This window comes from Streptomyces sp. NPDC050418 (genome assembly GCF_044458745.1).
Classification (GTDB): Bacteria; Actinomycetota; Actinomycetes; order Streptomycetales; family Streptomycetaceae; genus Streptomyces.
Genome location: NZ_JBITIG010000006.1, coordinates 367,864 through 389,486, shown reverse-complemented (window position 1 = coordinate 389,486; position 21,623 = coordinate 367,864). Strand labels below are relative to the sequence as shown.

Sequence of the window (21,623 nt, the reverse complement as noted above, 5' to 3'; positions counted from 1 at the left end):
CAGAGCGTTCCCGCCCACGCGCCGGACATCCCGTATCAGCCAGTGGATACGGGCGACGGTGGCGCGGGACGGTCTGAGAGAATTGGCCACGTGATCTCTCGAATCGACCTGCGCGGCGAGGCCCTCCCCGAGGGTGCCGCCCTGCGCTCCCTGCTGCCCCGTGCCGACTTCGACGTCGCGGCCGCCCTGGACAAGGTGCGTCCGATCTGCGAGGACGTGCATCATCGGGGCGACGAGGCGCTGGTCGAGTACGCGGAGAAGTTCGACGGCGTGAAACTGACGAACGTACGGGTTCCGGCCGAAGCCCTGCAGAAGGCGCTCGCCGAGCTCGACCCGCAGGTCAGGGCCGCGCTGGAGGAGTCGATCCGGCGGGCGCGCCTCGTGCACCGCGAGCAGCGCCGCAGCACGCACACCACGCAGGTGGTGCCCGGCGGCAGCGTGACCGAGAAGTGGGTTCCGGTCGAGCGCGTCGGGCTGTACGCGCCGGGCGGCCGGTCCGTGTACCCCTCGTCCGTGATCATGAACGTGGTGCCCGCGCAGGAGGCCGGTGTCGAGTCGATCGCGCTCGCCTCGCCCGCGCAGGCCGAGTTCGACGGCCTTCCGCACCCCACGATCCTCGCGGCCTGTGCGCTGCTCGGCGTCGACGAGGTGTACGCGGCCGGCGGCGCCACCGCCGTGGCGATGTTCGCGTACGGCACCGCGTCCTGCCCGCCCGCGAACATGGTGACCGGACCCGGCAACATCTGGGTCGCGGCCGCCAAGCGCTACTTCACGGGGAAGATCGGGATCGACGCGGAGGCGGGTCCGACGGAGATCGCCGTCCTCGCCGACGACACCGCCGACCCGGCGCACGTCGCCTCCGACCTGATCAGCCAGGCCGAGCACGACCCGCTGGCCGCCGCCGTCCTCGTCACGGACAGCGAGGCGCTCGCCGAGGCCGTGGAGCGCGAGCTGGAGCCGCAGGTCGCCGCCAGCAAGCACATCGAGGACCGCATCGTCCCCGCACTCAAGGGCGAGCAGTCCGCGATCGTGCTCGTGGACAATCTGGAGGACGGCCTGAAGGTCGTCGACGCGTACGGCGCCGAGCACCTGGAGATCCAGACCGCCGACGCCACGGCCTGGGCCGACCGCGTCAAGAACGCCGGCGCGATCTTCGTGGGCCCCTGGGCCCCCGTTTCGCTCGGCGACTACGCGGCCGGGTCCAACCACGTCCTGCCCACCGGCGGCTGCGCCTGCCACTCCTCGGGCCTGAGCGTGCAGTCGTTCCTGCGCGGCATCCACATCGTCGACTACACGCAGGACGCCCTCGCCGATGTCGCCCACCACGTGGTGACGCTCGCGGAGGCCGAGGATCTGCCGGCGCACGGCGCGGCGATCAAGGCGAGGTTCGGCTGGAAGGTGCCCGGCAAGTGAGCACGATCGGTATCGACGATCTCCCCATCCGGGACGAACTGAAGGGCAAGTCCCCTTACGGCGCCCCCCAGTTGGACGTCCCCGTCCGCCTGAACACCAACGAGAACCCGTACCCGCTGCCCGAGCCCCTCGTGCGGCGGATCGCCGAGCGCGTCACCGAAGCGGCCAGGAACCTCAACCGCTACCCCGACCGTGACGCGATCGAGCTGCGCACCGAGCTGGCCCGCTACCTCACCCGCACGACCGGCTACGAGGTCGCCACGGCCGACGTCTGGGCGGCCAACGGGTCCAACGAGGTCATCCAGCAGCTGCTGCAGACCTTCGGCGGCCCCGGCCGCAGCGCCATCGGCTTCGAACCCTCGTACTCGATGCACGGGCTCATCTCCCGCGGCACCGGCACGGCCTGGATCTCCGGGCCGCGCAACGAGGACTTCACCATCGACGTCGAGGCCGCGGTCAAGGCCATCGCCGAGAACGCGCCGGACGTCACCTTCATCACCTCGCCCAACAACCCGACGGGCACGGCGGTCGAGGCCGGCACGGTGCTCGCGCTGTACGAGGCCGCGCAGGCCGCGAAGCCGTCGCTGGTCGTCGTGGACGAGGCGTACATCGAGTTCAGCCACGGCGACTCGCTCCTGAAGCTGATCGAGGGACGGCCGAATCTGGTCGTCTCGCGCACCATGTCCAAGGCCTTCGGCGCCGCGGGCCTGCGCCTGGGCTATCTCGCCGCGCACCCCGCGGTCGTGGACGCGGTGCAGCTCGTCCGCCTTCCGTACCACCTGTCGGCCGTCACCCAGGCCACCGCGCTCGCGGCCCTGGAGCACACCGACACGCTGCTCGCGTACGTGGAGCAGCTGAAGCAGGAGCGCGACCGGCTCGTCACCGAGCTGCTCGCGCTCGGCTACGACGTCACCCCGTCCGACGCGAACTTCGTGCAGTTCGGACGGTTCGAAGGCGAGGGCGGCGCCCACGCCGTGTGGCAGCAGATCCTCGACCGGGGCGTCCTGGTCCGGGACAACGGCGTACCGGGCTGGCTGCGGGTGACCGCGGGCACGCCCGAGGAGAACGACGCGTTCCTCGACGCGGTACGAGACCTCAAGAAGGAGCAGGAGCAGAGCGCATGAGCCGCATCGGGCGTGTTGAGCGCACCACCAAGGAGACCTCCGTCGTCGTCGAGATCGATCTCGACGGCCACGGAAAGGTCGATGTGTCGACCGGGGTCGGTTTCTACGACCACATGCTCGACCAGCTCGGCCGGCACGGCCTGTTCGACCTCACGGTGAAGACCGAGGGCGACCTCCACATCGACTCGCACCACACCATCGAGGACACCGCCCTCGCCCTCGGCGCCGCCTTCAAGCAGGCGCTCGGCGACAAGGTCGGCATCTACCGCTTCGGCAACTGCACCGTCCCGCTGGACGAGTCGCTCGCCCAGGTGACCGTCGACCTGTCGGGCCGCCCCTACCTCGTGCACACCGAGCCCGAGAACATGGCGCCCATGATCGGGGCGTACGACACGACCATGACCCGGCACATCCTGGAGTCCTTCGTCGCCCAGGCGCAGATCGCCCTGCACGTGCACGTCCCGTACGGGCGCAACGCCCACCACATCGTCGAGTGCCAGTTCAAGGCGCTTGCCCGCGCGCTGCGGTACGCCTCCGAGCGTGACCCGCGCGCGGCCGGCATCCTCCCGTCGACCAAGGGCGCACTGTGACCGGCCTGAACACCATCCTGATCTTCGTCGGCCTGTTCCTCGCCGGCGGTGCCTACTCGTTCAGCAAGCAGAAGATGCCCAAGGGCGTCATCGTGCTGCTCGCCCTCGGCTCCGTGATGTGCCTCCTCGCGGGCGTCCTGCGGATTCAGGGGATCTGGGAATGACAGCGAACGGGTCCAAGAAGGTAGTCGTCTTCGACTACGGCTTCGGCAACGTCCGTTCCGCCGAGCGGGCCCTCGCCCGCGTCGGCGCGGACGTCGAGATCACCCGCGACTTCGACAAGGCGATGAACGCGGACGGGCTGCTCGTGCCCGGCGTCGGCGCGTTCGAGGCCTGCATGAAGGGCCTCAGGGAGGCCCGCGGCGACTGGATCGTGGGCCGCCGCCTGTCCGGCGGCCGTCCCGTGATGGGCATCTGCGTCGGCATGCAGATCCTCTTCGAGCGCGGCATCGAGCACGGCGTCGAGACCGAGGGCCTCGACGAGTGGCCCGGCACGGTCGGCCCGCTCAAGGCCGACGTGGTCCCGCACATGGGCTGGAACACGGTGCAGGCCCCGTCCGGGTCCCGGCTGTTCGCCGGTCTGGACGCGGACGCCCGCTACTACTTCGTGCACTCGTACGCGGTCCACGACTGGACCCTCGAAGTCACCAACCCCAGCATCGCCGCCCCGCTCGTCACCTGGTCCACGCACGGCGAGCCGTTCGTGGCCGCCGTCGAGAACAGCGCGCTGTGGGCCACCCAGTTCCACCCCGAGAAGTCCGGCGACGCCGGTGCGCAGCTCCTGACCAACTGGATCGGAACCCTCTGATGACCAGCGCGAACAAGCTCGAACTCCTCCCCGCCGTCGATGTACGCGACGGCCAGGCCGTCCGCCTCGTCCACGGCGAGTCCGGCAGCGAGACCTCGTACGGCTCCCCGCTCGAAGCCGCCCTGGCGTGGCAGCGGGCCGGCGCCGAGTGGCTGCATCTCGTGGACCTGGACGCCGCGTTCGGCACCGGCGACAACCGCGCCCTGATCGCCGAGGTCGCCGGCGCGATGGACATCAAGGTCGAGCTCTCCGGCGGCATCCGCGACGACGCCTCCCTGGAGGCCGCGCTCGCCACCGGCTGCACCCGCGTCAACCTGGGCACCGCGGCCCTGGAGACCCCCGAGTGGGTCGCCAAGGTCATCGCCTCGCACGGCGACAAGATCGCGGTCGGCCTCGACGTCCGCGGCACGACGCTGCGCGGCCGCGGCTGGACCCGCGACGGCGGCGACCTGTACGAGACCCTGGAGCGCCTCAACTCCGAGGGCTGCGCGCGGTACGTCGTCACCGACATCGCGAAGGACGGCACGCTGCAGGGCCCCAACCTGGAGCTCCTTCGCAACGTATGCGCGGCCACGGACCGTCCGGTCGTCGCCTCCGGCGGTGTCTCCTCGCTCGACGACCTGCGGGCCATCGCCACGCTCGTCCCGCTCGGCGTCGAGGGCTCGATCGTCGGCAAGGCGCTCTACGCCAAGCAGTTCACGCTGGAAGAGGCCCTGGAGGCTGTGTCCGTATGACGGGCGTGGAGCGGGTGCAGAGCGGCAGCCCCTGGGAGGACGTCTTCGGCTTCGCGCGTGCCGTGGCCGCCGGTGACCGGGTGGTCGTCGGCGGCACGACCTCGTTCCGCGGCATGGTCCTGCACGGCGAGGGCGATCCGTACGAGCAGGCGCGGGTCGCGATCTCCAACGCCTTGGAGGCGCTCGGGGAGTTCGGGCTCGACGCCTCGCACGTCATCCGCACCCGCATGCTGCTCACCCACGCGCGCGATGCCGAGGACGTGGGCCGGGCGCACAAGGAGTTCTTCGACTCCGTGCGACCGGTCACGACGCTCGCCGTCGTCGCCGGATTCGTCGACCCGCGCATCCTGGTCGAGATCGAACTCGAAGCCTTCCGAGGAGAGACAAGCTCATGACGCTGGCCGTCCGTGTGATCCCCTGCCTGGACGTCGACAACGGCCGGGTCGTCAAGGGTGTCAACTTCCAGAACCTGCGCGACGCGGGCGACCCCGTCGAGATGGCCAAGATCTACGACGCCGAAGGCGCCGACGAGCTGACCTTCCTCGACATCACCGCCTCGTCCGGCAACCGCGAGACCACGTACGACGTGGTGCGCCGCACCGCCGAGCAGGTCTTCATCCCGCTCACGGTCGGCGGCGGCGTCCGCACGGCCGAGGACGTGGACAAACTGCTGCGCGCGGGCGCGGACAAGGTGGGCGTGAACACGGCCGCCATCGCCCGCCCCGAGCTGATCCGTGAGATCGCCGAGCGCTTCGGGCGCCAGGTGCTCGTCCTCTCGGTCGACGCGCGGCGCACGGCGTCGGGTTCGTTCGAGGTCACGACGCACGGCGGCCGCCGCTCCGCCGGCATCGACGCCGTCGAATGGGCCCATCAGGCGGCCGAGTTGGGCGCGGGCGAGATCCTTCTCAACTCGATGGACGCGGACGGGACGAAGGACGGCTACGACCTCACGATGATCGAGGCCGTACGCAAGCACGTCACCGTGCCCGTGATCGCCTCGGGCGGCGCGGGCAAGGTGGAGGACTTCGCCCCGGCGGTGGCGGCGGGCGCGGACGCCGTACTGGCCGCGTCCGTCTTCCACTTCGGGGATCTGCGGATCGGGGACGTGAAGGGCGCCCTTCGGGGGGCCGGGTACCCCGTGCGCTGAGCAGGTGGGGCGGGCTGCGGCTGCTCACGGTCATGTGAGTCGGAAATCGCTTGCCCCACACCTCAATTGGACGAGACCATTTCCGTCCGTGACCTCTGACGCGTCCCGGCAAGTGAAAACGTCCCCGCACTCCGCGCCCACGGCTCCGCCGCCCGGGAAGGCGGCTCATCGCGATCCCAATGTGCTGCGCTGGCTGAGCGCCTACACCGCCTCCATGGTCGGCGACAGCGTGTACTTCCTCGCCCTCGGCTGGGGCGCCGCCCAGGTCGGCGGGCCCACGCAGGTGGGTGTGGTGATGGCCGTCGGGGCCGTGCCCCGGGCCCTGTTGATGCTCGGCGGGGGAGTGATCGCCGACCGCTTCGGGCCGCGGAAGGTGCTCATCGGGTCGGACGCGGTCCGCTGCCTCCTGATCCTCGCCGCCGCGGCCGCGCTCTGGCTGACCGCGCCGGGCCTCTGGCTCCTCATCACGGTCGCGCTGCTCTTCGGCGTCGTGGACGCCCTGTTCATGCCCGCGGTCGGTGCGCTGCCCGCGCGGATCACCGGGCAGGGCGAACTGATGCGGCTGCTCGGCTTCAAGGCCTTCGTGGACCGTGTCGGCAGGCTGGCCGGTCCGCCCGTGGCCGGGTTCGCCCTCGGGGTGGGCGGCCCGGAGGCGGCCTTCGCCGCGGCGGGCGCGTTGTTCGCGTTGTCACTGGTGCTCCTGGTCGCCGTACGGATCGCGCCCCTGCGCCCGGACGACGAAGCCGGCGGCGGTGGCGTTCAACGGGCAAGCGCATGGCGGGAGTTGCGGGACGGTCTCGGCTACGTGCGGCGGCATCCCGTGGTCGGACCGCTCGTGCTGTCCGGGTGCATCAGCCAGGTCGGGATCGGCCCGCCGCTCACCGTGGGCATCGTGGTGCTCGGCGAGCAGAAGGGCTGGAGTCCCGCCGGGGTCGGCTTCGTGCTCGGGGCGATGGCCCTCGGTGCGGGCGTCAGCACCCTGGCGCTCGCCGTCGCCGGACGCTTCCCGCGCGCCGGACTCTGGGCGACCGTGACCCTCCTCGTGGCATCCGCCGCGATCGGTGCCATCGGCCTCATGCCCACCGTCGGCGGCGCCGCGGGCATGGCCTTGGCGGCCGGTCTCGTGAGCGGGATGTGCGGCTCGCTCTCCTCGACCCTGATCCAGGCCAACACCGACCCGGGCTATCTGGGCCGGGTCTCCTCGGTGATGGCGTTCACGGCGGTGGGCGTCACCCCGCTGTTCTTTCCCGTGGTCGGCTGGGCCGCCGGGGTCTGGGGCGCGGGGGCCGTCTTCGTCGTGGGCGGCTCGGTCAGCATGGCCGCTTCGCTGCTGCCGCTGTTCGCCCGTGAGGTGTGGCGGGCGGAGCTGCCCGGGAGCCGGCGCCGTGGCTCCGTATCCGTGTCGGCGGCCGGGGGAGATGCGCAGGAATAATTGCGCAAGATTAGTTGCGCAACTTTTCTTTCCTATCTACCTTGGAGGCATGGCAGAGAAGAAGGCACGGCAGATCACGGACGTCGAGACGCTCAAGGCGCTCGGCCACCCGCTGCGGATGAAGCTCTTCCGCGCGGTGTACGCGGCGCGGACCGCGACCGCCTCGCAGCTCTCGGCGACTGTCGACGAGGCGGTCTCGCTCGTCAGCTACCACCTGCGCAAGCTCGCCGAGCACGGCCTCATCGAGGAGGCCGAACCGCAGAGCGGCGACGGCCGCGAGCGCTGGTGGAAGCCGGCCGCGCAGTCGCTGCGGATCAGCGACGAGGACTTCATCGACGACCCGGGGAAGGCGGCCGCGCACCGGTCGGTCACCCGGCTCTTCCACGATCAGCGGGGCGAGCTGTACGCGCAGTACGTGGAGGCGAAGGCCGCCTGGGGCGCCGAGTGGCGCCAGGCCGCCTTCGACTCCGAGTACCTGCCGCGGCTGACCGCACCCGAACTGCGCGCGTTGAGCGATGAGTTGGACGCCGTGCTGCGCAAGTACGACGGGATCAGCCGCGCCGCCGACGACAGCGGCGAGACCGAGGGCCGCGAGCAGATCGCGGTCCACCTCTACGGCTTCCCCTTCCGCCCGTGAGCGCCATAGCCGCGGGTGCCGACCGCACAGCCGCGGGTGCCGACCGCCCCGCCCACCGCGACCCCAACGTCCTGCGCTGGCTGGGGGCCTACGGGTCCTCGATGATCGGCGACTCCGTCTACTTCATCGCCCTGTCCTGGGCGGCCGCCCGCTCGGGCAGCGCCGCGCAGGCCGGGCTCGTCCTCGCGATCAGCGCCGTCCCGCGCGCCCTGCTCATGCTGTACGGGGGTGTGATCGCCGACCGGCTCGGGCCGCGCCGTGTCGTGATCGCCTCGGACGCCGTGCGCTTCGCGGTGATCCTCGTCGCCGCCGGACTCCTGGTGACGGCACACCCCGGCATCTGGCTGCTCGCCGTGATCGCGCTGGTCTTCGGCGCGGTGGACGCGGTGTTCATGCCCGCGGTCGGCGCCCTGCCGCCCCGTATCACCGGACCGGCCCAACTCGCCCGCGTCCAGGGCCTGCGCGGCCTCGCCGGCCGGATCGCCCTGGTCACCGGCGGCCCGCTCGGCGGGTTCGCGGTGGCGGTGGGCGGCTCGGCCGCCGCGTTCGCCGTCGCGGCCGCGCTGTTCGGTGTGTCGCTGGTGCTGCTGATCGCCGTACGGGTGCGGAAGCTGACGCCGGACGACGGGACCGGCGTGGAGGGGGCGGGGCCGCAGAAGGGGCAGCTGCGGGCCGGGCTGCGCTACATCCGCAGGCACCGCGTGCTGTTCCCCCTGATCATCGCGATGGGGGTCACGGAACTGGGGTTCTCCGGGCCGGCCAACATCGGGCTCGTGCTCCTCGCGGAGGAGCGCGGGTGGGGCGCGTCGGGGATGGGTCTGGCGATCTCCGCGTTCGGAGTCGGCGCCGGTGCGGCGTCCCTGCTGCTCGCGGTGCGCGGGCGGCTGCCGCGGGCCGGGCTGCTGCGTTCGGTGGGGGAGATCTTCGGCGCCGTGGCGCTCGCGGCCATCGCGTTCGCGCCCTCGGCGCCGGTCGCCGCGGTCGCGTGCCTCTTCGTGGGACTGCTCGGCGGCATGTGCGGCGCACTGAGCGGTGCGCTCGTGCAGACCCAGTCCGATCCCGCGTACATCGGCCGCGTCACATCGGTGTACATGTTGCTCGCCCTCGGGATCGCGCCCCTGTGCTACCCGGTGGTCGGTGCCGCCATCGGGGTCTGGGGCACCCGGCCCGTCTTCGTGGCGAGTGCCTGTCTGATCCTGGTCGGATCGGCGATCGGCCTCTCGTCGAAGGCGCTCCGGAAGGCGGAGCTGCCCGACGCGAGCGGCGCACCGGCCGCGGGCTCCTCGCCTGCACCCGGCACCCCCGCGGCGGACGCCGGCGCGAACGCGCAGGCCGAGCCCCGGCAGCCTCTCGTTGCGCCCTGAACACCGGTGATTTCGCCGATGCACCCGGTCCGGTTCCACGGCGACAGTGGCGCCTGTCACTGACCCAGGTGGCGTCGTACGGAAACGGGCACGGCCCGCGGTCAGGGCCGCCGAGCCGCCTGCTCCGTACGGCTCGGCCTTCCACGAGAGGACCCCTCCGTCGTGCAGCAAGTCACCAAGGAGAGCCGCACCGGCCGCACCACGCCCCTCGCCTCCGCCCCCACACCACGTACCGCCCGCCCCCGCGCGCTGCGCGCCGCGGTCGCCGCGCTCCTGGCCGCCGGCGCCCTGCTGACCACGCAGACCGTCACGGCCCACGGCGCCAACAATCCGTACGAGCGCGGCCCGGCCCCCACCGAGTCCAGCATCGAGGCGGCCCGCGGCCCGTACGCCGTCTCGCAGACCTCCGTGTCCTCGCTGAGCGCCTCCGGGTTCGGCGGCGGCACCATCTACTACCCGACCACCACGAGCGACGGCACGTTCGGCGCCGTGGTCATCTCCCCGGGCTTCACCGCGTACGAGTCCTCCATCGCCTGGCTCGGGCCCCGCCTCGCCTCCCAGGGCTTCGTGGTGTTCACCATCGACACCCTCACCACCCTCGACCAGCCCGACAGCCGCGGCCGCCAACTCCTGGCCGCACTCGACCACTTGACCCAGCGCAGCACCGTGCGCAGCCGCGTCGACGCGAGCCGGCTCGGCGTCATGGGGCACTCGATGGGCGGCGGCGGCACCCTGGAGGCCGCCAAGAGCCGGCCCTCGCTCCAGGCGGCGATCCCCCTCACCGGCTGGAACACCGACAAGAGCTGGCCCGAGATCCAGACACCCACACTCGTGATCGGCGCCGACGGCGACACGATCGCCCCGGTGGCCACGCACTCCGAGCCGTTCTACGAGAGCCTGCCCGGCTCGCTCGACAAGGCCTATCTGGAGCTCAACGGCGCGAGCCACTTCACGCCCAACACGTCGAACACCACCATCGCGAAGTACAGCATTTCCTGGCTGAAGCGCTTCATCGACAACGACACCCGCTACGAACAGTTCCTGTGCCCGTTGCCGCGGCCGAGCCTGACCATCGAGGAGTACCGGGGCACCTGCCCCCACTCGGGCTGACCCGGCGTGGACGGCGGGGTTCCGAAGGGGGTTACGCGGCAGTAGCGTGCAGCGGGTGACCCCTGCGGACCGGTCGGAACCCGTGGACCCGCTGTACGGCAGAGGCCGTGAACTGGCCTGGTGTGCACAGGAGTTGGTGCAGCTCCGGGCCGGCCGCGGAGGTGCCCGCGTCCTCACCTCGGAACCCGGGCTCGGGCGTACGGCACTGCTGCGGAACCTCGCCGCGACGTTCACCGGCGGGCGGGCGTACTACGCCCCCGCCGTCCCGCCGCACCGACCCGGCGAGGACCTGTCCGGACTCCTCTACGGCGGGCTCCCGGCCGCCCCTTTGCGCACCGCCTTGCTGCGGGCGGCAGAGGGGCGGCCGCTGCTTGTCTGCGTGGACGACCTGCACCTGTGGCCGCAGGGCCCGCGGCAGGCCCTGTGTGCCCTGGCCGTGTCGCTCGCCGCCGCCCCGGCCCCGCTCGCCCTGATCCTGTCCGTGGCCGCCCACCGCGCAGCCGCCACGGTGCCCGAGGGCCTGCCCGTGCTGCGCCTGCACCCGCTGGACGACGACGCGGCGCACACATACCTGGACCGGCTCACCGCCGGACGGCAGGTGCCGGGACAGGTACGCGCCCGCCTGGTGAGCGCTGCGGACGGAAACCCTCTGGCGCTGCAGGAGCTGGCGGCGGGACTCGCGACGGACGACGGCCGCGATGTCGACGCCTGCGCGCCGCAGACTGCCGACGGCCGGGACGTCGAGACCTGTGCACCCCGGACCGCCGACAGCGCTGCGGCGACGCACGCGACGGACCTCTCGAACCCTCCGGTCCCGCCCATGCGCCCACCGAGCCTCACCCGCGCGGCCCGCGCCCTGCGCCTCGTCGCCGCGGCCGAGCGGGCCCGGCTCGCGGGACGGTCCGCACAAGCGGCCCGGCTGCTCGGGCCCGTACGCCGGCTCGTGCTGCCCGACGAGGTGACCGGGCAGGCCGAACTCGTCCACGGACTCCTGGAGTCGGGCGAAGGCCCGGTGGCCGACGCGCGCGCCTCGCTGCTCCTCGCCGCCCGGCTGCTCGCCCCGTACGACCCGCGGCAGGCCCTGCGCGCCCGGCTCGCCGCGGCCGAGGCCTCCTGGGCGATGGGGGACGCCGTCGCGTACCGGGAGGCGCTGGTCCCGATGGCCGACAGCGCGGGCGGGCCTGGCGGAGACGACCCCTTGGGTACGTATCTGCGCGGTATGGACGCCGTACTGAGTGGGGATGTCCGGGAGTTCGAGGCCGGGCGCGGCACGCTGCGCGACGTCGTCGCGGCCGTCCGGGAGACGGGCGCGGACGCGGGGGACATGGAGGACACCGACCTGCTGCTGTGCGCGGGAGCCGCCGCCCTCGTCGTCGGGGACCTGCAGGCCGCGTGCCGGCTCGGCAGCCGGGCCCTGGCCGTGGCCCGGGCCCGCGGCCGGCTCACCGCGGTGCCGAAGGCCCTGGAGCAGCTCGCCTACGGGGAGTTGCGCGCAGGGCGGCACGCGCGCGCCCGTGCTCACGCCGAGGAAGGCGTGCGCTGCGCCCGCCGCGCCGGACGGCGCAACGACCTGGCGCACCACCACGCGATCCTCGCCCTTGTCGCCTCCCTCGACCAGGACGCCCGTACGGTCGACGGCTACGCGGCAGCTGCCGAGGAGACCGCCGTACGCCACGGCCTCGTCCAGACCGAGACGCTCGCCCAGTGGGCCAGGGCCCGCGCCGACCTGGCCCGCGGCCGCCCGCAGGAGGCGGCGGCCCGGCTGCATCCGCTGCTCGCGCAAGGCCGGGCCCGCGGGCATTTCGCCGTACGGATGCTCGCCGTCCCCTGCTTCGTCGAGGCCTCCGTGCTCGCCGGACGGTCCGCCGAAGTCGACGACGTGGTGGAGGAGTTCGCGCGGTGGGCGGGGTCCGGACACGACCCGCAGGCGCCCGCCCAGCTCCTGCGCTGCCGGGCGCTCCTGCGCGCCGACGGCGATCCGGAGCAGACGGCCGCTCACTACACCGAGGCCCTCGCCCGGCACGACGTCATTGACGGGGCCTTCGAACGGGCCCGTACCGCGCTCCTGTACGGGAAGTGGCTGCGCCGCGCGCGCAGGCCCGCGAAGGCGCGCGACGCGCTGCGGGACGCACTGATCGCCTTCGAGCGGTGCGGCGCCGGTGCCTGGGCCGCCCAGGCCGCCGCCGAACTCCGGGCCACCGGGGAGGCCGCGGCCCCTCACCTGCCCGAAACCCTCGACGGGTTGACCCCGCAACAGCTGAGGATCGCCCGCCTCGTCGCCGAGGGAGCCACCAACCGGGAGGTCGCACGCCACCTGTCGGTCAGTCCGCGCACCGTCGACCATCACCTGCGCAACGTCTTCGCGGCCCTCGGCGTCCGCTCCCGTGTGGAACTCGCACGCGCGGTGGCACGGGCCGACGGCGCGCGGACGGACGCGTGAGCCGGGGGAGCGTCCCAGGGGTGGCGAGGCAAGAAAGTGTCGGCCGACGCGAATCCTTTCCGCACCCGCCCGCCTCTCATCCCCGTACCGGCCGAACGGGCCGGACCGGACCGAAGGAGAGGTACGGAATGACCATGGCCCTCATCGTGATCGGAGCCCTGCTGGTGAGCGCATGCACCTGGCATCTCGTGCGGCGTTACCGGAGCCGGCGGTGAAGCCGCGCTTCCGCTGGCCCGACGAGCGGCTGATCCGGGCCGCCCAGGACGGCGATCTGCCCGCGCTCACCACCGTCGTGCTGGAATCGCAGCCCCACGTCCGCAAGTTCGCCCGCACGCTCTGCGCCTCGCCGCAGGACGCGGAGGACGCCGCGCAGGAGGCGCTGATCATCCTCTACCGGAAGATCGGCACCCTGCGGGCCACGGGCGCGCTCGCCTCGTGGATGTTCCGGATCGTGCGCAACGAGTGCCTGCGGCAGCTGCGTACGCTCACCGCACCGGACCGCGCGCAGCGGCCCGCACCGGAACCCGTACCGGAGTTCTCGGCGGAGGAGGAGGTCCTGCACCGCCTGGAGGCCGAGCGGATCGCGGCCGCGGTGCGCGCGCTGCCGCGCGAGCAGCGGCAGGTCCTCGTCCTGCGGGACGTGCAGGGGCTGCCGGGGAAGACCGTGGCCCAAACGCTCGGACTGAGCACGGCGGCCATGAAATCCCGCCTGCACCGGGCGCGCGCGACCCTCAGACACAGCTTGGAGAACGGAGACGTCCAGCCGTGAACCCGCCCAGCACACTCACCGAGCCCGAGCCCAAGCCCGCACCCCCGCGCGACTACGCGAGCAAGTCCGTCCCGCGCCACCTCGCCCGCGGCGCCGTGGGCCTCGGCCTGATCGTCGGCTCGATCGCGCTGGTGCCGGTGGCCGGACCCGTCGCCCTGCTGGGCGCCCTGCCCGCGCTCGTCGCGTTCCGCGGCTGCCCCACCTGCTGGGCGGTCGGACTCGTGCAGACCGTGTCGCGGGGGCGGCTGCGGCGCCGGTGCGAGGACGGCGTCTGCACGCTCACGCGCTGACGCGTGCCCCGGGCGCTCAGAGCCCCAGCTGCTTGGCGCCCTGCAGCCGCTCGATCGCTTCCTTGTCGCCCTCGACCTCGACCTTCGCCGAGTCCTGCCGCCCGAACACGAACATCGTCAGCTCACCCGGCTCGCCGGTGACCGTGACGACCGGGGTGCCCCGGTGGGCGACGACCGTCTGTCCGTCGGGGCGGCGCAGGACCATGCCGACGGGGGCCTTGCGGCCCAGGACACGGGCCGACTTCTCCAGGCGGGACCAGAGCGTGTTCGCGAAGACCGCGTCGAGCGTGCGCGGCGACCAGTCCTCCTGGGCGCGGCGCACGTCCTCGGCGTGGACGTAGAACTCGACGGCGTTCGCCGCCTCGTCGATCTGCTTGAGGGAGTACGGCGAGAAACGCGGCGGACCCGTACGGATGAGCTGGATCAGCTCCTCGTACGGCTTCGCCGTGAACTCCGCCATGACCTTCTCCAGGCGGTTCTGCAGCGCCTTGATGAGGATGCCGCCCGCCGCGTCCGCGCGCCGCTCGCGCACCACGACGTGGGCGGCGAGATCCCGGGTCTGCCACCCCTCGCACAGGGTGGGCGCCTCGGGGCCCGCGGCCTCCAACAGGTCGGCGAGGAGCAGCCGTTCACGCTTGGCATGGGTCGACATGGTGGCCAGGGTACGTCCGCCCCGGCCCCACTGCCATGGGACGCGGCCCTGCCCGCGGCCCCGTACAGGGCCCCGGGCGGCCCGCGTACGACCGCCGTCCGCGACCCGGACACCGGCCCGGGAGCTCACCCCGATCGCGCACAATGTCCCCATGACCAGCTCGCCCCCGCCCAGCAGCCTCGCCCCCGAGATCGCCGCCCGCCTCAAGCGCAGCCCCGACGGGCTCGTCCCGGCGATCGCCCAGCAGTACGACACCGGTGAGGTGCTGATGCTGGGCTGGATGGACGACGAGGCGCTGCACCGCACGCTGACCACGGGGCGCTGCACCTACTGGTCGCGCAGCCGCCAGGAGTACTGGGTCAAGGGCGACACGTCCGGTCACTTCCAGTACGTGAAGGAGGTCGCGCTCGACTGCGACGCCGACACGCTCCTGGTGAAGGTCGACCAGATCGGCCCCGCCTGCCACACCGGCACCCGCACCTGCTTCGACTCCGGCGCGCTCCCGGTCACGCAGCCCTGATCCCCGTACCGAAGCACGCACCGAAGCACGTACCGCCCGACGTACAGCCGACTGGTTAAGGTCACCGCCCATGGACCTAGAGACGTTCCGCAAGCTCGCCACCGACCGCCGGGTGATCCCGGTCAGCCGCCGCCTCCTCGCGGACGGCGACACCCCGGTCGGGCTCTACCGCAAGCTCGCCGCCGAACGCCCCGGCACCTTCCTCCTGGAGTCCGCCGAGAACGGCCGCTCATGGTCGCGGTACTCCTTCATCGGCGTCCGCAGCGCCGCGACCCTCACCGAGCGCGAAGGCCGTACGCACTGGCTGGGCACCCCGCCCGTCGGCGTGCCCACCGGCGGCGACCCGCTGCAGGCGCTGCGCGCCACCGTCGAGGCGCTGCACACGCCGAACGACATCGCGGGCGCCGAGGGCCTGCCGCATCTGTCCGGCGGCATGGTCGGCTACCTCGGCTACGACATCGTGCGCCGGCTGGAGAAGATCGGGCCCGGTGAGCGCGACGACCTGAAGCTGCCCGAGCTGACGATGATGCTCGCGAGCGATCTCGCGGTCCTCGACCACTGGGACGGCAGCGTCGTCCTCATCGCCAACGCCATCAACCACAACGACCTCGACACGGGCGTCGACGAGGCCTACGCGGACGCCGTCGCCCGCCTCGACGCGATGGAGGCCGACCTCTCGCGCGCGGTCGCCCAGCCGCCCGCCGTCCTGCCGCCCTCCGAACTCCCGCAGTTCGACGCGCCGTTGTGGGGGGGCGAGCAGTACCAGGACGCCGTCGAGGACATCAAGGAGCGGATCCGCGCGGGCGAGGCCTTCCAGGTCGTGCCCTCGCAGCGCTTCCAGACCGCCTGCACGGCCAGTGCGCTGGACGTCTACCGCGTGCTGCGCGCCACCAACCCGTCCCCGTACATGTACCTGTTCCGGTTCTCCGGCGCGGACGGCGAGGGCTTCGACGTCGTGGGCTCCTCCCCGGAGGCCCTCGTCAAGATCGAGGACGGCCGTGCGATGGTCCACCCCATCGCCGGCACGCGGCCGCGCGGCGCAACCCCGCAGGAGGACCAGGCGCTCGCCGACGAACTGCTCGCCGACGCCAAGGAGCGCGCCGAGCACCTCATGCTGGTGGACCTCGGGCGCAACGACCTCGGACGGGTCTGCTCGCCCGGCACCGTCGAGGTCGTGGACTTCATGTCCATCGAGCGCTACTCGCACGTGATGCACATCGTCTCGACGGTCACCGGCGAGGTCGCCGAGGGCCGCAGCGCCTTCGACGTGCTCACCGCCTGCTTCCCCGCGGGCACCCTCTCGGGCGCCCCCAAGCCGCGCGCGATGCAGATCATCGACGAGCTGGAGCCGAGCCGCCGCGGCCTGTACGGCGGCTGCGTCGGCTACCTCGACTTCGCCGGCGACTCGGACACGGCCATCGCCATCCGTACCGCCCTGATCCGCGACGGCGTGGCATACGTGCAGGCCGGCGCCGGTGTCGTCGCGGATTCGGACCCCGTCGCCGAGGACACGGAGTGCCGGAACAAGGCGGCGGCGGTGCTCCGCGCGGTCCACACGGCCAACCGCCTGAACGGTGCGGCGGCCGGTGAGGGATAGTGGAGCTGTGACTGCAGTACCGAAGGCCCGTACCTCACCGGACTCCGAGGCCAGGACGCCCGGCGGCCGCCGAAGCCTGGCCGCCGCCCTGCTGCTCGGCGCGCTCGGCGCGACCGTCGCCCTGATCGCCTCCCGCCAGTCCTGGGCGGAGGGCGAGGCGCAGACCGTCGGCGGCGCGCTGCACCAGAGCGTCAGCGGCAGCGATGTGACCGGGGTCCCCGCGGCCCTCGCCATAGTCGGTCTGGCCGCGCTCGTCGCCGTGTTCGCCGTACGCCGCTCCGGCCGCGTCCTCGTCTCGCTGCTGCTCGCCCTGAGCGGCGCGGGCATCGTGGCGGCCGGGCTGCTCGGCGCCTCGGACACCGCGGCCCTCGACGAGAAGGCCGCCGGCGTCACCGGTGACGCCGGCGCGCAGATCGCCGCCGTCACCCACAGCGCCTGGCCGTACGTGGCCTGCGCGGGCGGAGTGCTGCTGCTGCTCGCGGGCCTGCTCGCGCTGCGCTTCGGCTCCCGCTGGCCCGCGATGGGCGGACGCTACGAGCGGGGCTCAGGGCCCCGCACCCGCAAGCAGACCGTCGACCCGGACCGCCCCGAGGACCTCTGGAAGGCCCTCGACCGCGGCGAGGACCCGACCGGCTAGCGACCGGCCGGCGACCTGCCGCCGACCGTACGACACGCGGCTCGCCGCCGTACGACACCGATCCCGGGCCCGCGCGCAGTGCACGCCCTGCCATGCGCGACAATGGAGCCAAGCGTTCGAGAATCCGCGGACCAACCGGCGGGGCGAAGAAACAAGGAGCACGTCATGGCCCATGACCACGGACACACCCCGGCTGCCTGGGTCGGTTCGATCATCGCGTTCGTCGGCTTCTGCGTGGCCGGCGTCTTCATGGTGGCGAGCAGCCCGGTCGGCTTCTGGGCCGGCATGATCATCATCGCGGCCGGCGGTGTCATCGGCGGTGCCATGCGCGCCGCGGGCATGGGCCAGAAGCCCAAGCGTCAGATCCTCGTCAGCGAGGGCTGAGCCTCTTCTTTGTACGCCGGTGGGGCGGGACCTGTACGACGGGTCCCGCCCCACCGGCGTACCACCGGCCGGGCGGGACGCGTCGTGCCGGGGCAGAATGCGGGAGTGACCGCAGAACGCACCGCGCCGCCGGGCCCGCAGGAGTGGACCCCGCAGGCCCCCGCCCGCCGTCCGGCCTCGCGTGCCCGCCGGATGCTGCTGCCGCTCGGCACGCTCGGCGCCACCGCGGCGGCCGTCGCGTACGTCGGCGCCGTCGACCCGAACGAGGCGGGGCACTACCCCACCTGCCCGCTCCTGGCCGCGACCGGTCTGTACTGCCCCGGCTGCGGCGGCCTGCGCTGCGTCCACGCCCTCGTGCACGGCGACGTGACGGGAGCGCTCGGCGCGAACGTCATGGCCGTCATCGCCTTCGCGATCGCCGCGTCCGTGTTCGTCCTGTGGGTGCGGCGCGCGTGGAACGGCGGACCCACGGGCTTCACGGTCCGCTCGTCGTACGCATGGGCCTTCGGCGCACTGCTCGCCGTGTTCACCGTCGTACGCAACCTGCCGTTCGGGGCGTTTCTGCATCCGTGACACGGCGGCGCGGCCGGGCACGCGGTGTCCAGCCACTGGGACCGGCGTCAACCGGATGCGGAGCCTTCGCTCTCCTGCGGATACCATCGTTGTGAGCCTCGGAACAGTGCACGGACCTGTGCACGGTCGGACCGGGGCATCACCCAGGACTATGGAAGGGGACCACTCGCGTGAGTGTGCTCGACGAGATCATCGAAGGCGTCCGTGAGGACCTTGCCGAACGGCAGGCGCGCGTCAGCCTCGAAGAGCTCAAGGAGCGTGCGGCGAAGGCCCCCCAGGCCAAGGACGGCGTCGCGGCCCTGCGCGGCGACAGCGTCAAGGTGATCTGCGAGGTGAAGCGCTCCAGCCCCTCGAAGGGCGCGCTCGCCGCCATCGCGGACCCGGCCGGGCTCGCCGCCGACTACGAGGCGGGCGGCGCCGCCGTGATCTCCGTGCTCACCGAGGAGCGCCGTTTCGGCGGCTCGCTCGCGGACCTGGAGGCCGTCCGCGCCAAGGTGGACATCCCGGTCCTGCGCAAGGACTTCATCGTCACCTCGTACCAGCTCTGGGAGGCCCGTGCGTACGGCGCCGACCTGGTGCTCCTCATCGTCGCGGCCCTCGACCAGGAGGCCCTCGTCTCGCTGATCGAGCGTGCCGAGTCCATCGGGCTCACGCCGCTCGTCGAGGTGCACGACGAGGACGAGGTGGAGCGCGCGGTCGAGGCCGGCGCGAAGATCATCGGGGTCAATGCGCGCGACCTGAAGACCCTCAAGGTCGACCGCGGCACCTTCTCGCGCGTCGCCCCCGAGATCCCGGGCCACATCGTCACGATCGCCGAGTCCGGTGTCCGCGGTCCGCACGACCTGATCGCGTACGCCAACGACGGCGCCGACGCCGTGCTCGTCGGCGAGTCCCTCGTCACCGGCAAGGACCCGCGGGCCGCCGTCGTCGACCTGGTCGCCGCGGGCGCCCACCCGGCCCTGCGCCACGGACGGGGCTGACCCTCCACCATGCCCATTGCCCGACGCCTCGCACCCGGCTGCCGCCCCCGCGGCTGCCGGGCGCCCGCGCGTCGTGTGCACGGGCGTCGGGTGCGGTACGTGATCGGGGCGGAGCCCGGGCAGATCAACGGGATGCGATGGCGCGGGCGGACTCACCGCCCGTAGCCGACAGCGGGTGCCCTTCGGGGTGGCCGTGCGGTCGGGCGTTCCCCCGTACCCTGACCATCGCAAACCCGACATCAGGGACGCAGCGCGTCCCGACGTAGGAGCATCTCGTCATGCCCAACGACAGCAGTTCAGCTCGCGACCACAGCGAGTTCTTCGTACCGGAGCCGGACGGCCAAGTCCCCACCCCCGAGGGCTATTTCGGGAAGTTCGGCGGCAAGTTCATCCCCGAGGCGCTGGTCGCCGCCGTGGACGAAGTGGCCGTCGAGTTCGAGAAGGCCAAGCAGGACCCCGAGTTCGCCCGCGAGCTCAGTGAACTGCTCGTCAACTACACGGGCCGCCCCAGCGCCCTCACCGAGGTGCCGCGGTTCGCGCGGCACGCGGGCGGCGGGCGGGTCTTCCTCAAGCGCGAGGACCTCAACCACACCGGCTCGCACAAGATCAACAACGTGCTCGGTCAGGCTCTGCTCACCAAGCGCATGGGCAAGCCCAAGGTGATCGCCGAGACGGGCGCGGGCCAGCACGGCGTCGCGACCGCCACCGCGTGCGCCCTGTTCGGCCTCGAATGCACCATCTACATGGGCGAGATCGACACACAGCGCCAGGCGCTGAACGTCGCGCGCATGCGGATGCTCGGCGCCGAGGTCATCGCCGTGAAGTCCGGATCCAGGACTCTGAAGGACGCGGTCAACGAGGCCTTCCGCGCCTGGGTCGCCAACGTCGAGGACACCCACTACCTGTTCGGTACGGCCGCGGGCCCGCACCCCTTCCCGGCGATGGTGCGCGACTTCCAGCGCATCATCGGCGTCGAGGCCCGCCGCCAGATCCTGGAGCGCGCGGGCCGCCTGCCCGACGCGGCCATCGCCTGCGTCGGCGGCGGTTCCAACGCGATCGGTCTCTTCCACGCCTTCCTCGACGACACCGACGTACGCCTCGTCGGCTGCGAGGCCGGCGGGCACGGCGTCGAGAGCGGTGAGCACGCGGCCACGCTGACCGCGGGCGACCCCGGCATCCTGCACGGTTCGCGCAGCTACGTGATCCAGGACGAGGAAGGCCAGATCATCGAGCCCTACTCGATCTCCGCCGGGCTCGACTACCCGGGCGTCGGCGCCGAGCACGCGTACCTCAAGGACAGCGGACGCGCCGACTACATCCCGGTCACCGACGACGAGGCGATGCAGGCGCTGCGCCTCCTCTCGCAGACCGAGGGCATCATCCCGGCCATCGAGAGCGCGCACGCGCTGGCCGGAGCACTCAAGGTCGGCCAGGAACTCGGCGAGGACGGCCTGATGGTCGTCAACCTCTCCGGGCGCGGCGACAAGGACATGGACACGGCGGCCCGCTACTTCGGGTACTACGACGAGACGGCGGGGGACGCGAAGTGAGCGGGAACATCGAACTGCTTGGCACCACCCTCGCCGCGGCGCGCGCCGAGAACCGGTCGGCGCTCATCGCGTACCTGCCGGCGGGCTTCCCGTCCGTCGACGGCGGGATCGACGCCGTGAAGGCCGCCTTCGACGGCGGCGCGGACGTCGTCGAGGTCGGGCTTCCCTACAGCGACCCGGTCCTCGACGGGCCGGTCATCCAGACCGCCGACGACATCGCGCTGAAGGCAGGTCTGAAGATCGCCGACGTGATGCGCACGGTCCGCGAGGCGTACGAGGCCACCGGCAAGCCCGTCCTCGTCATGACCTATTGGAACCCGATCGACCGCTACGGCGTCGAGCGCTTCACCGCCGAGCTCGCCGAGGCGGGCGGCGCGGGCTGCATCCTGCCCGACCTGCCCGTCCAGGAGTCCGCGCTGTGGAGGGAGCACGCCGCCAAGCACGACCTGGCGACGGTCTTCGTGGTCGCGCCAAGCAGCAAGGACGCGCGCCTGAAGGAGATCACCGCGGCGGGCTCCGGCTTCGTGTACGCGGCCTCGCTGATGGGCGTCACCGGCACGCGGGAGTCCGTGGGCGAGGCGGCCGAGGACCTCGTACGCCGTACGAAGGCCACCACCGAGCTGCCCGTCTGCGTCGGCCTGGGTGTCTCCAACGCCGGACAGGCCGCGGAAGTCGCCCAGTTCGCGGACGGTGTCATCGTCGGCTCGGCCTTCGTCAAGCTGATGCTCGACGCGGCGGACGAGGCCGCGGGAGTCGAGGCGGTACGCCGGCTCGCCGGTGAGCTGGCGCAGGGCGTACGCGCGCCGCGGGGCTGACCGCAGAGGGCACTCATCCGAACGGGTGGACCTGGACCGGGGAGGCACGCTCGTGCC

The 21,623-nt window shown here is 72.5% G+C and carries 25 protein-coding genes; 24 read left to right on the top strand and 1 reads right to left on the bottom strand.

The features are described 5' to 3' along the window. Window positions 1-90 precede the first annotated feature (90 nt). The 15 genes from hisD (at window position 91) to ACIBI4_RS16990 (ending at window position 13,858) form a co-directional block, all read left to right on the top strand. Window positions 91-1,413: a histidinol dehydrogenase gene (hisD, locus tag ACIBI4_RS17060; RefSeq protein ID WP_399204686.1), complete on the top strand. Its 1,323-nt coding sequence runs from the start codon at window positions 91-93 to the stop codon at window positions 1,411-1,413. After that, window positions 1,410-2,537, top strand: coding sequence for a histidinol-phosphate transaminase (locus ACIBI4_RS17055; RefSeq protein WP_399204685.1), 1,128 nt, complete (start codon window positions 1,410-1,412; stop codon window positions 2,535-2,537). Before hisD ends, ACIBI4_RS17055 begins: the two co-directional genes overlap by 4 nt. Then, entirely contained in the window at window positions 2,534-3,127 is a 594-nt protein-coding gene (gene hisB / locus ACIBI4_RS17050; RefSeq protein ID WP_399204684.1) for an imidazoleglycerol-phosphate dehydratase HisB, read from the top strand. Before ACIBI4_RS17055 ends, hisB begins: the two co-directional genes overlap by 4 nt. Then, a complete protein-coding gene (locus tag ACIBI4_RS17045) occupies window positions 3,124-3,291 on the top strand; it encodes a hypothetical protein (protein WP_399204683.1) in 168 nt (55 codons plus the stop codon). The genes hisB and ACIBI4_RS17045 overlap by 4 nt, the downstream gene beginning before the upstream one ends. Then, the gene (gene hisH / locus ACIBI4_RS17040) at window positions 3,288-3,935 is read left to right on the top strand and encodes an imidazole glycerol phosphate synthase subunit HisH (RefSeq protein WP_399204682.1); all 648 of its coding nucleotides are present in this window, start codon (window positions 3,288-3,290) and stop codon (window positions 3,933-3,935) included. The genes ACIBI4_RS17045 and hisH overlap by 4 nt, the downstream gene beginning before the upstream one ends. After that, entirely contained in the window at window positions 3,935-4,669 is a 735-nt protein-coding gene (priA, locus tag ACIBI4_RS17035; RefSeq protein WP_399204681.1) for a bifunctional 1-(5-phosphoribosyl)-5-((5-phosphoribosylamino)methylideneamino)imidazole-4-carboxamide isomerase/phosphoribosylanthranilate isomerase PriA, read from the top strand. The genes hisH and priA overlap by 1 nt, the downstream gene beginning before the upstream one ends. Further along, a complete protein-coding gene (locus ACIBI4_RS17030; protein WP_399204680.1) occupies window positions 4,666-5,064 on the top strand; it encodes a RidA family protein in 399 nt (132 codons plus the stop codon). Before priA ends, ACIBI4_RS17030 begins: the two co-directional genes overlap by 4 nt. After that, a complete protein-coding gene (gene hisF / locus ACIBI4_RS17025) occupies window positions 5,061-5,816 on the top strand; it encodes an imidazole glycerol phosphate synthase subunit HisF (protein WP_399204679.1) in 756 nt (251 codons plus the stop codon). Before ACIBI4_RS17030 ends, hisF begins: the two co-directional genes overlap by 4 nt. 181 nt (window positions 5,817-5,997) lie before the next feature. Further along, window positions 5,998-7,248, top strand: coding sequence for an MFS transporter (locus ACIBI4_RS17020; RefSeq protein WP_399204678.1), 1,251 nt, complete (start codon window positions 5,998-6,000; stop codon window positions 7,246-7,248). A gap of 49 nt (window positions 7,249-7,297) precedes the next feature. After that, window positions 7,298-7,885: an ArsR/SmtB family transcription factor gene (locus ACIBI4_RS17015; RefSeq protein WP_399204677.1), complete on the top strand. Its 588-nt coding sequence runs from the start codon at window positions 7,298-7,300 to the stop codon at window positions 7,883-7,885. Then, the gene (locus tag ACIBI4_RS17010) at window positions 7,882-9,249 is read left to right on the top strand and encodes an MFS transporter (protein ID WP_399204676.1); all 1,368 of its coding nucleotides are present in this window, start codon (window positions 7,882-7,884) and stop codon (window positions 9,247-9,249) included. The genes ACIBI4_RS17015 and ACIBI4_RS17010 overlap by 4 nt, the downstream gene beginning before the upstream one ends. 249 nt (window positions 9,250-9,498) lie before the next feature. Next, the gene (locus tag ACIBI4_RS17005; protein WP_399204826.1) at window positions 9,499-10,359 is read left to right on the top strand and encodes an alpha/beta hydrolase family protein; all 861 of its coding nucleotides are present in this window, start codon (window positions 9,499-9,501) and stop codon (window positions 10,357-10,359) included. Between the two features lie 55 nt (window positions 10,360-10,414). Beyond that, window positions 10,415-12,799, top strand: coding sequence for a LuxR C-terminal-related transcriptional regulator (locus tag ACIBI4_RS17000; RefSeq protein WP_399204675.1), 2,385 nt, complete (start codon window positions 10,415-10,417; stop codon window positions 12,797-12,799). 211 nt (window positions 12,800-13,010) lie between these two features. Then, window positions 13,011-13,568, top strand: coding sequence for an RNA polymerase sigma factor (locus ACIBI4_RS16995; RefSeq protein ID WP_399204674.1), 558 nt, complete (start codon window positions 13,011-13,013; stop codon window positions 13,566-13,568). Continuing rightward, on the top strand, window positions 13,565-13,858 hold the full coding sequence (locus ACIBI4_RS16990; protein ID WP_399204673.1) for a hypothetical protein: 294 nt from the start codon (window positions 13,565-13,567) through the stop codon (window positions 13,856-13,858). The genes ACIBI4_RS16995 and ACIBI4_RS16990 overlap by 4 nt, the downstream gene beginning before the upstream one ends. 16 nt (window positions 13,859-13,874) lie before the next feature. Here ACIBI4_RS16990 and ACIBI4_RS16985 read toward each other — a convergent pair whose 3' ends face one another. After that, complete coding sequence (locus ACIBI4_RS16985; RefSeq protein WP_399204672.1) at window positions 13,875-14,510, bottom strand: TIGR03085 family metal-binding protein; 636 nt, start codon at window positions 14,508-14,510, stop codon at window positions 13,875-13,877. A 151-nt stretch (window positions 14,511-14,661) separates the two neighbouring features. Here ACIBI4_RS16985 and hisI point away from each other — a divergent pair, with 151 nt between their 5' ends. From hisI to trpA, 9 genes are all read left to right on the top strand, one after another. Further along, window positions 14,662-15,030, top strand: coding sequence for a phosphoribosyl-AMP cyclohydrolase (gene hisI, locus ACIBI4_RS16980; RefSeq protein ID WP_399204671.1), 369 nt, complete (start codon window positions 14,662-14,664; stop codon window positions 15,028-15,030). A 70-nt stretch (window positions 15,031-15,100) separates the two neighbouring features. Then, window positions 15,101-16,627 (top strand): anthranilate synthase component I, encoded by a 1,527-nt coding sequence (locus ACIBI4_RS16975; protein ID WP_399204670.1) that lies wholly within the window; start codon window positions 15,101-15,103, stop codon window positions 16,625-16,627. Between the two features lie 7 nt (window positions 16,628-16,634). After that, window positions 16,635-17,264 carry a TIGR02234 family membrane protein gene (locus tag ACIBI4_RS16970; protein ID WP_399204669.1) on the top strand — a complete coding sequence of 210 codons (630 nt, stop codon included), beginning with the start codon at window positions 16,635-16,637 and terminating at the stop codon, window positions 17,262-17,264. 165 nt (window positions 17,265-17,429) lie between these two features. Further along, window positions 17,430-17,648: an HGxxPAAW family protein gene (locus ACIBI4_RS16965; RefSeq protein ID WP_399204668.1), complete on the top strand. Its 219-nt coding sequence runs from the start codon at window positions 17,430-17,432 to the stop codon at window positions 17,646-17,648. Window positions 17,649-17,753: 105 nt separating this feature from the next. After that, complete coding sequence (locus ACIBI4_RS16960; RefSeq protein ID WP_399204667.1) at window positions 17,754-18,221, top strand: DUF2752 domain-containing protein; 468 nt, start codon at window positions 17,754-17,756, stop codon at window positions 18,219-18,221. 170 nt (window positions 18,222-18,391) lie between these two features. After that, entirely contained in the window at window positions 18,392-19,201 is an 810-nt protein-coding gene (gene trpC / locus ACIBI4_RS16955; RefSeq protein ID WP_399204666.1) for an indole-3-glycerol phosphate synthase TrpC, read from the top strand. A 9-nt stretch (window positions 19,202-19,210) separates the two neighbouring features. Then, a complete protein-coding gene (gene trpM, locus ACIBI4_RS16950) occupies window positions 19,211-19,366 on the top strand; it encodes a tryptophan biosynthesis modulator TrpM (protein ID WP_399204665.1) in 156 nt (51 codons plus the stop codon). 113 nt (window positions 19,367-19,479) lie between these two features. Continuing rightward, on the top strand, window positions 19,480-20,751 hold the full coding sequence (trpB, locus tag ACIBI4_RS16945; protein ID WP_399204664.1) for a tryptophan synthase subunit beta: 1,272 nt from the start codon (window positions 19,480-19,482) through the stop codon (window positions 20,749-20,751). Continuing rightward, window positions 20,748-21,566: a tryptophan synthase subunit alpha gene (gene trpA / locus ACIBI4_RS16940; protein WP_399204663.1), complete on the top strand. Its 819-nt coding sequence runs from the start codon at window positions 20,748-20,750 to the stop codon at window positions 21,564-21,566. The genes trpB and trpA overlap by 4 nt, the downstream gene beginning before the upstream one ends. Window positions 21,567-21,623 lie beyond the last annotated feature (57 nt).